This is a genomic window from Hyalangium sp., assembly GCF_035629615.1.
In the GTDB taxonomy this organism is placed as follows: domain Bacteria; phylum Myxococcota; class Myxococcia; order Myxococcales; family Myxococcaceae; genus Hyalangium.
The window spans coordinates 1-10,137 of the sequence record NZ_DASPHO010000714.1 but is presented as its reverse complement, the minus strand read 5'-3'; the positions used below and the strand labels follow the sequence as shown (position 1 = coordinate 10,137).

The window sequence follows — 10,137 nt, the reverse complement described above, 5'->3', positions numbered from 1 at the left end:
CCCCGACAGCCGTCGCGTGGGAGCCGCCGATCGCGAGCCCCCCCGAGGCCAGCGGGATGAAGTTGCTTGCGCTGAGGCTCAGCTCCGTCGCCGCCGCATTCGGCAGCTGCACCACGTACGTCTGGAGGTTCTGCGCCGTGCGGGCCGGCGAGTCCGCGGCCTCGAGATGCGTCACCCAGACCTCGGGCTGCCCGTCCTTCTCGGCCACCGTCACGCCGATGGGCGCCGGGGCCCGAGGCAGGTCTTCCTGCGAGTTGGCGATGTTGCTCGTCAACGAGAGGGCCCCGGGGATGCAGTTGGGCGCCGCGCCGTTCACGCACGCCAGCGTCGTCCTGCCCTCGACGTCAATGGCGTGCAGGTAGTTCTGCTCGGCGCGGGTAGGAACGAAGAGCCGCGGTGTCCCTCCCGCAGGAGGATCCCAGAGGGCCATCTGCCCCGCGAAGCTCTCGATCTGCACGGCGGCATCCGGGGCCACCTTGAGATCGATGATCTCGAGCGGCGAACCTCCCGGGCTCGACGTGCCGAGCTCGGGGAGCCCCAGGCTGTCGAGATCGAGCGCCAGTAGCGCGCCCGTGTCGAAGCACTTGTCGAAGTTGGCGCTTGCAACGTACAGCGCGCCATTCGTGGAGCCGGGCACGTCTCGGTGCACGAGCCCACTGGGGTAGACGAAACGGTCGGTGGGGGGAGGCTGCGGTTGAGTTTCCGCGGCACACCCCGCCCAGACCAGTGCGGAGATGAGAATGAGGGGGCGCATTAGAGGGGGGCGGAGTGTAGGAACCACCCCAGCCCCGGGCAACTACAAAGGGACACGCCTATTCCCTAACCGTCAGCCCGCTTGCCCCCTCAGGCGGCGGCGGCCTCCGCCTGAATCTTGGAAAAGTCCGCTACCTGGTTGAACAGCGCACCGATCTCCGTGAGGAACCGGACGCGGTTCTCGCGCAGATCCTTGTCATCGGCCATCACCGTCACCTTGTCGAAGAAGGTGTCCACCGCCGGCTTCAGGCTGGTGATCTCCTTGAGAGCGCCGGAGAAGTCGTCCGCCTTGAGGAACTCGGCCACCTTGCCGCTGGCCTGGGTGAAGGCGGCGTGGAGGTTCTTCTCGGGCTCGTCCCGGAACCGGGCCGGGTCGGTCTTCCCCTTGGCCACGTCCTTGCCCTGCTTCTCCACGATGTTCACCACGCGCTTGAAGGCCGCCGCCAGCGGGGTGAAGTCCGCGTGGCCGACGATGCTGCTAAGCGCCTCCAGCCGCTTGCGCGCCGCCACCAGATCGTCGTAGCCCACCGCCAGCACCGCCTCCACCACGTCCGTCCGGTAGCTCTCCGACCAGAGCGCCTTGAGCCGCCCGCGGAAGAACTCCAGCACCTGCTCGCGAGGCGCGGGCTCGCCGGCCTTGCGCTTGAGGGTGGCGATCTTCGGCTCCAGCAGCTTGAGCGCCTCGTCCACCGCCGCGGACAGCTGGAAGCGGTACCCACGCCCGAGCGCGATGTTGATGACGGCCAGGCACGCGCGCCGCAGGCCGAACGGGTCCGCCGCCCCCGTGGGCCCCTTGCCAATGGCGAAGATGCCGCACAGGGTGTCCAGGCGGTCCGCCAGGCCGATGAAGGCCCCCGGATCCTGCGTGGGCAGCGAGTCGTTGGCGTTGCGTGGCAGGTAGTGCTCGAAGATGGCCAGGGCGACGGCCTCGGGCTCACCAGCGGCACGAGCGTACTCGCGGCCCATCACACCCTGCAGCTCGGGGAACTCGCCCACCATGCCGGTGACGAGGTCCGCCTTGGCCAGCGTGGCTGCCCGCTCGATGGTGGAGCGGTGCTCCTTCTTGCCGGCCTGCTCCGCCAGGAACACGGCGAGGGCCCGGAAGCGGTCCACCTTCTCCGCATAGCTGCCCAGCTGACCCTGCCACACCACCCGGGCCAGCTTGGGCACCCGCTCCACGAGCGGCGTCTTCCGATCCTCGTCGAAGAAGAAGCGGCCGTCCGCCAGGCGGGAGCGCAGCACGCGCTCGTAGCCGCGCAGGGACAGCTTCTCGTCCTTCACCGGTGTGTTGGACACGGCGATGAACTTCGGCAGCAGCTTGCCCTGGGCGTCCGTGAGGGAGAAGTAGCGCTGGTGGCTCTTCATCTCCTGCACCAGCACCTCGGGCGGCAGCTCCAAGTGCCGCTCCTCGAAGGTGCCCACCACGGGGCTGGGCAGCTCCACGAGGTTCGTCACCTGGTCCACCAGGGACTCGTCCTCCAGGAGCTGGCCGCCCGTGCCCTTCGCCGCCGCTCGGACCTTGTCCAGCAGCTGGGCGCGCCGCTTGGAGATGTCCGCCACCACGTGCGCCTTCTCCAGCGCCGCCTCGTAGTCCGCCGGGCGGGCCAGCTCGATGGGGCCTGGAGCCAGGAAGCGATGGCCATACGTGGTGCGGCCGCTCTTCACATCGCCGAAGACCACGGGCAGCACGTCCGAGCCCAGCAGCGCCACGATCCACTGCACCGGCCGCGCGAAGGCCTGATCCACGTCACCCCACCGCATGGACTTGCGGAAGTTGATGCCGTGCACCGCTGCGTGCAGCGCCTCGGGGAGGATCTCCGTGGCGGGGCGGCCCTTCTCCTGCACCTTGGCGGACAGGTACTCGCCCTTGGGCGTCTGGGTCCGCCCCAGCTCGCTCACCGGCAGCTTGAGGGACTCGGCGAACTTGGTCGCGGCCACCGTGGGCTTGCCCTCCTTGTCGAAGGCCGCCTTGAGGCTCGGGCCGAGCTTCTCGGAGGTGACGTCCTCGCCAGCCTCGGCCAGCTCCTTCACCCACACGGCCAGCCGCCGCGGAGTGCCGTAGGTGCGCACCTCGCCGTGCTTGAGGCGCGCGGCCGCCAGGCGCTCGGTGAGGACGCGCTGGAGATCCTCGAGTGCGGGGGCGATGAAGGAGGCGGGGAGTTCCTCCGAGCCCACCTCCAGCAGCAGATCACGCGCCACGGGCCACCTCCGCCTTCTCCGCCTTCTCCACTGGCTTGTTGAGCTTCACGTGGTTCCAGTAGTCGCTCGCGGGCTTGCCCTCGAGGATTGGGGGCTGCTCGCCCACCGTCCACGGCGTCTTCAGCAGCGGGTAGCCCAGCCGCTCGCGCATCTGCAGGTAGCCCTCCGCGCACAGGCGGGCGTTGTCTCGCACGCGCTTGATGAAGTTGGCGCGCTCCGTCACCGAGATGGCGCCGCGCGCGTCCAGCAGGTTGAACGCGTGCGAGCACTTGAGCGCGTAGTCATACGCGGGCAGCGGCAGCTGGCGCTCGATGAGCCGCTTGCACTCCTTCTCGTACGCGTCGAACAGCGTGAAGAGCATCTGCGGGTCGGACTCGTGGAGGGCGTACTTGCTCATCTCCACCTCGTTGGGGTGGAAGACCTCGCGGTACTTCACGCCCTTGACCCACTCGATGTCGAAGACGTTCTCCACGTTCTGCAGGTACATGCAGAGGCGCTCCAGCCCGTAGGTGAGCTCGGCGGAGACGGGACGGCACTCGAAGCCGCCACACTGCTGGAAGTAGGTGAACTGCGTCACCTCCATCCCATCGCACCACACCTCCCAGCCCAGGCCCCAGGCGCCCAGCGTGGGAGACTCCCAGTCATCCTCCACGAAGCGGAGGTCGTGGGCGTGCGGATCGATGCCGACCGCGCGGAGGGACTCCAGGTAGAGCTCCTGCACGTTCTTCGGCGCGGGCTTGAGGATGACCTGGAACTGGTGGTGCTGGAACAGGCGGTTGGGGTTCTCGCCGAAGCGGCCATCCGCCGGGCGGCGGGACGGCTGGACGTAGGCCACATTCCAGGGCTCGGGGCCCAGCGCTCGCAGAAAGGTGGTGGGGGCCATGGTGCCCGCGCCGACCTCGAGATCATAGGGCTGCGCGATGATGCACCCTTGACGGGCCCAGTGGTTCTGGAGCGTAAGGATCAGATCCTGGAAGTACATGGTCGAAGCGTCCCGCAAGGCCTCCGCGAGAGCGCGAAGGCGAAGACGCGCGGACCCTAGTGAGGGGGTCCAGGACCGTCAAGGACGACGGTCACTCGCCGTAGGCAGGCAGGTCCGAAAGACGAATCGTGTACTTCCTCTCCTTGGCGAGCTCGACAGGCGCGGAGAAGAGCCGACTGTTGCCTTCCGGATCCACCACCCTCAGCCGGTAGGTGCCTACCTGAAGGGGGAGCTTGCGCAGCGGCGTGGTGCCCAGGCTCATCTGGCCGTCGTACACCGCCGCTGGGGGCACCGTCACGAGGGTGAGCAGGCCAATGCCCGCCTTCCTCATGGACGCGGGGCTCCGTGTGTCTACCACCTCCGCCTGACCGTCGGGGTTCAGCTCCACCGTGCTGTCGCCCTCCTTCGCCAGCGCGTCCTGCAGATCCTTGGGCTTCCCCGGAGGAGGAGCCGTGGTCGCACCCGGCTTCGTTCCAGGCTCCCCCTTGGCGGAGGTCTGCGCAGTCTGGACCTTGGGCTTGCCGGTGCCCGGCTTAGGCTTCTTCGAGTCCTTGGGCTCCTCGGGCTTTGAGTCGTCCGTGGCGGGCGCGGGCGTCTCCGGCTCGGCCGTGGCGGTGCCCTCGCTCGGGGTCGGAGTCGAAGGCTCGGGGTTCTCCTGCGGCGCCAGCGGGTTCGGCGGCCGCTGCTGCTGGGGAGGGGGCCAGGCCTGCTGATCAGGCGGCGGAGGAGGTGGGTTGAGCTCCAGCTCGGTCTTCACCCACGCGACGGCGGACTCGTACCCAGGCCGGAGCATGGCCCGCACCGGCTCGAGGTATAGCAGGCCGCCAATCGCGCCGAAGAAGGCCAGCAGGAAGAGGCGGCTGGCCCATTTGGACTTCCCGCTGTCCTCACCCTTCCTGGCCGCCGCAGTGTCGACAGGCGTGCTGGAGCGGGTGGGACGGACGGTGGCCATGGACCCGCTGGGGCGTGTCCCTGGGCGGACGGGCCGAGCGGCCCTGACGGGCGCCTTGGAGGGAGCACTCTCGGCCTCTTCCTCGATCTCGGGCGAAAGTGGCTCTGGGGCCTCCTGGCGGGCAGTCACGCGGGGCCGTGCGCCCCTGGGCGTGGACGGAACGGAGGGCTGCGCGGGGTTGCTCGCGGGCTTGCGCGGGCGGGGGCCGGAGCCAGGACGCGCGGTGGCCCCGGAGCCAGGGGACGAGCGAGGCCTGGGTGTCCGCTTCACCTGGGCGGTGGGCGCGGTGTCTCCCGGATCATCCTGAAGAGCACCCGCGGCCTCGCTGATGCGGGCGTCATCGCGGCTGGCGTACTCCAGGAGTGCGCGGTGCTTCTGGCGCTTCTCCTCGAAGTGCTCCTCCATCAGCCCGGCCATCTTCTCCTCGTCGAAGAGCTCGGGCCCCATCGCGGCCTCAATGGCCTTGGCCATCTCGCGCCCGGTGGTGAAGCGCTTGGACTTGTCCCGCGTGAGCGCCTTCACCACCACGGCCTCGAGCGCCTCGGGGACCGCGGGGTTGATCGAGCGCGGCGAAGGGATCTCTCCCTCCACGATCTGCATCATCATCGCGGCGTCGCCCGGAGCATTGAACAGCCGCTGACCGCAGAGCATCTCGTGCAGCAGCACGCCCGCGGAGAACAGATCGCTGCGGCCGTCCAGCTCATGGCCGCGCACCTGCTCGGGAGACATGTAGCCACCCGTCCCCTTCACCATGCCCACGGCCGTACGGCCCAGGCGCCCCTTGGCCTTGGCGATGCCGAAGTCGATCACCTTCACCCCGCCGTCGTAGGTAACCATGACGTTGCGCGGGGACATGTCGCGGTGGACGACCGCCACGGAGCGGCCCGAGGGATCGACGAAGTGGTGCGCGTAGTGCAGGCCCAGGCACACGTCGCGGATCACGCGGGCCGCGAAGCCGGGGGGCAGCGGAGCGTCGCGCTTGTCCGCGGCCTTCATCAGCTGCTCGAGGTTCTGGCCGGCGAGGAACTCCATGGCCAGGTACAGCTCGGTGTCCTCTTCCCCCAGATCGAAGACCTGGCCGATGTTCGCGTGCGAGAAGGCGGCGGTGATGCGCGCCTCATCCAGGAACATCTTCACGAACTCCTCGGTCTTCACGTCCGGGAGGATCTGCTTGAGCGCGACGAACTTGCGGAAGCCTCCCGGCCCCGAGGTGAAGGCCAGGAACAACTCCGCCATTCCTCCCACGGAGAGCCGTGTGAGGATGATGTACTTACCGATGCGACGCCCACGGTCAGGATCGTCCGCGGGGGCTCCTTGAATCGACATGCCAGCTCCCCATGCTAGCCGCGTCTCCCCATCCCGTCACGGGTTGGTCGCATTCCTGGCCAGCAGGAGGGCCTACTGCGGCTCGCTGTCGGTGGCTGGCGGGGCCAGTTCCAGAGGCTGGATGGAAGGGTCAAGCTCTGCAGGCCCCTGAGAGGGCTCCTCCGGTGCAGGCTCCTCGTCAACAGGTTCCGGAGGGACAGGGACCACGGGTTTGGCCTGAATCGCGGGGACCTTCCCGGTCCGGGGGAGCCGCCCCCGAGGCGTCCGGGTCGCCGGCGAACCCTCTTTGGAGGGCGCCGGAGTCTCCTCCGTGGCAGCTTCTCCTGGATCCGCCACCGTCTTCTCGGGTTCCGCTGCTTGAGCGGGCTTCACGTTGGAGGGCAACCGCTTCCGGGTGCGCGGCGCCCCTACGGGGGAAGACGGAGGGGGTGGGGCTCTCTGCGCGGCCTCCTCTGCAGCGGCCTCCTCCGCAGCAGTGCCCTCCGCAGCGGTGCCCTCCGCCGGAGGTGGCGGATCATAGGCATCCGGCGACGGCTCCACGATCCCGGAGCCCTGAACGGGCGCTGGGGCATCAGGCACAGGCTGGGGTGCGGGGCGCGAGAGCCGTTCGGACACCCACTGGCTGGCGGACGAGAACAGGGCCCCAAGCCTGCTCTTCAGCGACTCAGGCATGAAGAGCACGGCGAAGCCCAGCACCACGATGGCGAGGACGAACCAGAGCCCTCGGCGTGCGGGAGGATGGATGGCTCCCCAAGCCCGCGAGACACGCGACACCTGGGAGACCTCGGAAGTCTCGCCCTCCTCCTCACGTGGCCTCGGCCCTGCTGGCTCCTGGGGCTCAGTGGGGCCCAGCGTGTACATCCCCATCTTCGGCAAGCGCCGACTCTCGCGGGTCTCGGGCTCGCGGGCATCGGCTCGCTCTGACATCCCAGGAACCGGGCCGATCTGGGTGGGAGCATCCTCCTCGATGGGCAAGGGCGCCTTGCGATTCGGGGTGCCGGCGCTCTTCCGGGGTGGAGCGGCTGGGAAGGGCCGGGCCTTGGGAGGGTTCGCGGGGCGTGAGCCGGGAGTCCCCGAGCGCGAGGGCGTGGGCGTGGGACTGGGGCGCGAAGCTTCCTGCTGAAGCGGCAGCGACATCATGGGCGCCGTAGGCCTGATGTCGTCGGGGTCTACCGCCTCCATCGTTCCGTCGATGGTCTGCTCGTCCTGAAGCGCCTCGACGACCTTGCTCACGCGCTCATCATCGTGGCTGGCGTAGTCCAGGAGCGCGAGCGTCTTCAGGCGCTTGTCCGCGAAGAGCGCCTGCATCAGCTCCGCCACAGCCTCCTCATCGAAGAGCACCGATCCCGTGGCCGCTTCGATGGCCTTGGCCATCTCGCGCCCGGTGGCGAAGCGCTTCGCGGGGTCCTTGGCGAGCGCGCGCATGACCACCGCGTCGAGCGCCTCGGGCACGTCCGGATTGTTCGCGCGAGGCGGGGCAATCTCGGCGCTGGCGATCTGCCGCATCATCGCGTCTTCGTCGGAGGTGTCGAACAGCCGCTGGCCGCAGAGCATCTCGTGCAGCAGCACACCCGCGGTGAACAGGTCGCTGCGCCCGTCGAGATCCTGGCCCCGCACCTGCTCGGGGGACATGTAGCCGCTCGTGCCCTTCACCATGCCCACGCGCGTGCGGGCGATGCGGCCCTTGGCCTTGGCGATACCGAAGTCGATCACCTTCACCACACCGTCGTAGGTGATCATGACGTTGCGCGGGGCCATGTCGCGGTGCACCACGGCCACCCTCCGTCCCGAGGGCGCCGTGAAGTTGTGGGCGTAGTGCAGGCCCAGGCACACGTCGCGGGCCACGCGAGCCGCGAAGCCGATGGGCAGCGGGCGCACGTAGCTGGCCGCCATCATGACGTGCTCGAGGTTCTGGCCGGGCAGGAACTCCATGGCCAGGTAGAGCTCGTCGTCCTCCAGTCCCAGGTCGAAGACCTGGCCGATGTTCGGGTGCGAGAAGGCGGCGGTGATGCGCGCCTCGTCCAGGAACATCTTCACGAACTCCTCGGTCTTCACGTCCGGGAGGATCTGCTTGAGCGCGACAAACTTACGGAAGCCTCCCGGCCCCGAGGTGAAGGCCAGGAAAAGCTCCGCCATGCCTCCCACGGAGAGCCGGGTGAGGATCTCGTACTTTCCGATCTTCCGGCCGCGATAGGGATCCGAGGTCCCGTTGGAGGATGCCTGTTTGGGCATGGACAGCCCCCCATGCTAGCGGCGCCTACGGCTCGGGTCACGTCCCCTGCCGTGGATTCACCGCGAGAGTCCCCCCGGCCCGGCCAGCGGCAGCTTCCTCAGGGGCCCTGGGGGGAGCGCCGGTTGAGGAGGACATAGGGCAGCTGGCTCTTGAGCGTGCAGGAGGTCGACCGGTAGACACTGTTGGAGAGGTTGAGGACGAGCCAGGTGGCACTCGCGGCCACCACCTCCTTGCTCTCGCCGGGTTTGAGCGCCACCAAGGAGGTGCCCGCCCGGAACTCGGTGCGCTGGAACGCCCGCTTGCCACACGGGGTGTCCTCGCAGCCCACGGCGCCTGGAAGTGAGGCGACGGTGAAGGGGCTCGTGTCCTCGGCTGTCAGGGCCGCGCCGAGCTGGCCCGGGTCCGCGGCCAGCAGCAGGGCCCGGCTGGCGTCTCGAATCGTGAGGGCGCGGTTCTCGGGGAGGGAGGAGGTGGAGACATCCACCACACGCACAGAGAGGGCCTCGCCCACGTTGAGCGCCACCGCGGCCTCCGGAGGGAGCGAGACCGACAGGCTCGCCTTGAACTCGCCAGAGGGCGCCGCCGGGCGGGCGAGCTGGATCGTCATGGTGCCGTTGGAGTAGCGCACGGAGGTGAGTGTGCCGGTGCCAGTGAGGATCCGCCGCCCCCCTGCCCCGGTGCTGCGGGAGAAGAAGCCTGGGACTCCCTGCTCCTCGGGATCGAGGACACGCACCTGCCAGGCCCCGCCCACGGCCGGGAAAGTGTTCGCCGGGCACGTGGTGGTGCACACCCCGTCCAGGCAGAGCGCCGGCGCGGTGCACTCCGAGTCCTGAGTGCAGGCAGCCGGTGGCTGCGGGCGGATCTCCGCCTGACCGTCGGCGATGAGGAACTGCTGCTGCACGCAGATCTGGGACTCCACGGGGAAGACGCCAGGAACAGGCGCGCTGCCGTCCGTAGGGCCCAGGCCGGGCACGGACAGCGCATAGCAGAGCTGCACCTGGAAGGGCTCATCGAGCGGAGGGATCTCCTCCTCGAGACACGATCCGGAGTCATCGGGGAGGATCCCGCACGCCGAGGCCGTCCGCTGGGTATGGACGAAGCCCTTCCACGTGCGCTCGACCGTCGTGCCTGGGAGCACCTTGAGCACCATGGGTGCCACCGGTGCAACGGCCGGGCACTCACAGTCGGAGTCACACTGGCGATCGCACGACTGGCACTCGCACCCCAGCTCCTCGGAGAAGGGGCCCCAGGCCTCGCCCTGCTTGCGCTGCAGGCTCAGGCCCTGCTTCCCCGCGGAGGCATCGACGTAGATGGCCTGGGAGGTGTCGTTGTGGAGGCGCAAGGTGACGGGTGTCGGCAGCTCCGTGCCGCACTGGCAGCCGGTGAGGGCGAGGCTCAACACGAGGATATGGATGGGTTTCATGGGATCACACCTGCGGCGCTCCTCACCAGCCGGCCCTGGCGCCATGGGCGCGGATGATGCCCGGCGGGGACGGAGCCCGCAAACCTGGACTGCGACTTTCGTGTCACACCTCGCTCCGATCAGCGGGGTCATGAACTTGCGGCGCCGGAGGGGCATACGACATTCTCGGCTCCATGAAGCTTCGTCTCGGCCTGCTGCTCGTGACGCTCGGGGCCTCCTCCGCGTGTGACAACGTCGGCGGAGAGGTGGGCCGTGGGGAGGCCGTGCCC

Annotated in this window: 5 protein-coding genes and 1 pseudogene; all 6 read right to left on the bottom strand. The window is 69.0% G+C overall.

The annotated features are described in order from the left end of the window. Positions 1–637 (bottom strand): annotated as a pseudogene (locus tag VD972_RS35685) (hypothetical protein); the annotation flags it as partial. Positions 638–843: 206 nt separating this feature from the next. Continuing rightward, on the bottom strand, positions 844–2,952 hold the full coding sequence (glyS, locus tag VD972_RS35680) for a glycine--tRNA ligase subunit beta (RefSeq protein ID WP_324993282.1): 2,109 nt from the start codon (positions 2,950–2,952) through the stop codon (positions 844–846). Continuing rightward, positions 2,942–3,934, bottom strand: a complete 993-nt coding sequence (glyQ, locus tag VD972_RS35675) for a glycine--tRNA ligase subunit alpha (protein ID WP_324993283.1) — start codon at positions 3,932–3,934, stop codon at positions 2,942–2,944. Before glyQ ends, glyS begins: the two co-directional genes overlap by 11 nt. Before the next feature lie 91 nt (positions 3,935–4,025). Continuing rightward, on the bottom strand, positions 4,026–6,212 hold the full coding sequence (locus VD972_RS35670) for a serine/threonine protein kinase (RefSeq protein WP_324993281.1): 2,187 nt from the start codon (positions 6,210–6,212) through the stop codon (positions 4,026–4,028). 72 nt (positions 6,213–6,284) lie between these two features. After that, positions 6,285–8,444: a serine/threonine-protein kinase gene (locus VD972_RS35665; RefSeq protein ID WP_324993280.1), complete on the bottom strand. Its 2,160-nt coding sequence runs from the start codon at positions 8,442–8,444 to the stop codon at positions 6,285–6,287. Positions 8,445–8,542: 98 nt separating this feature from the next. Further along, positions 8,543–9,868, bottom strand: a complete 1,326-nt coding sequence (locus VD972_RS35660; protein ID WP_324993279.1) for a hypothetical protein — start codon at positions 9,866–9,868, stop codon at positions 8,543–8,545. Positions 9,869–10,137: the final 269 nt, after the last annotated feature.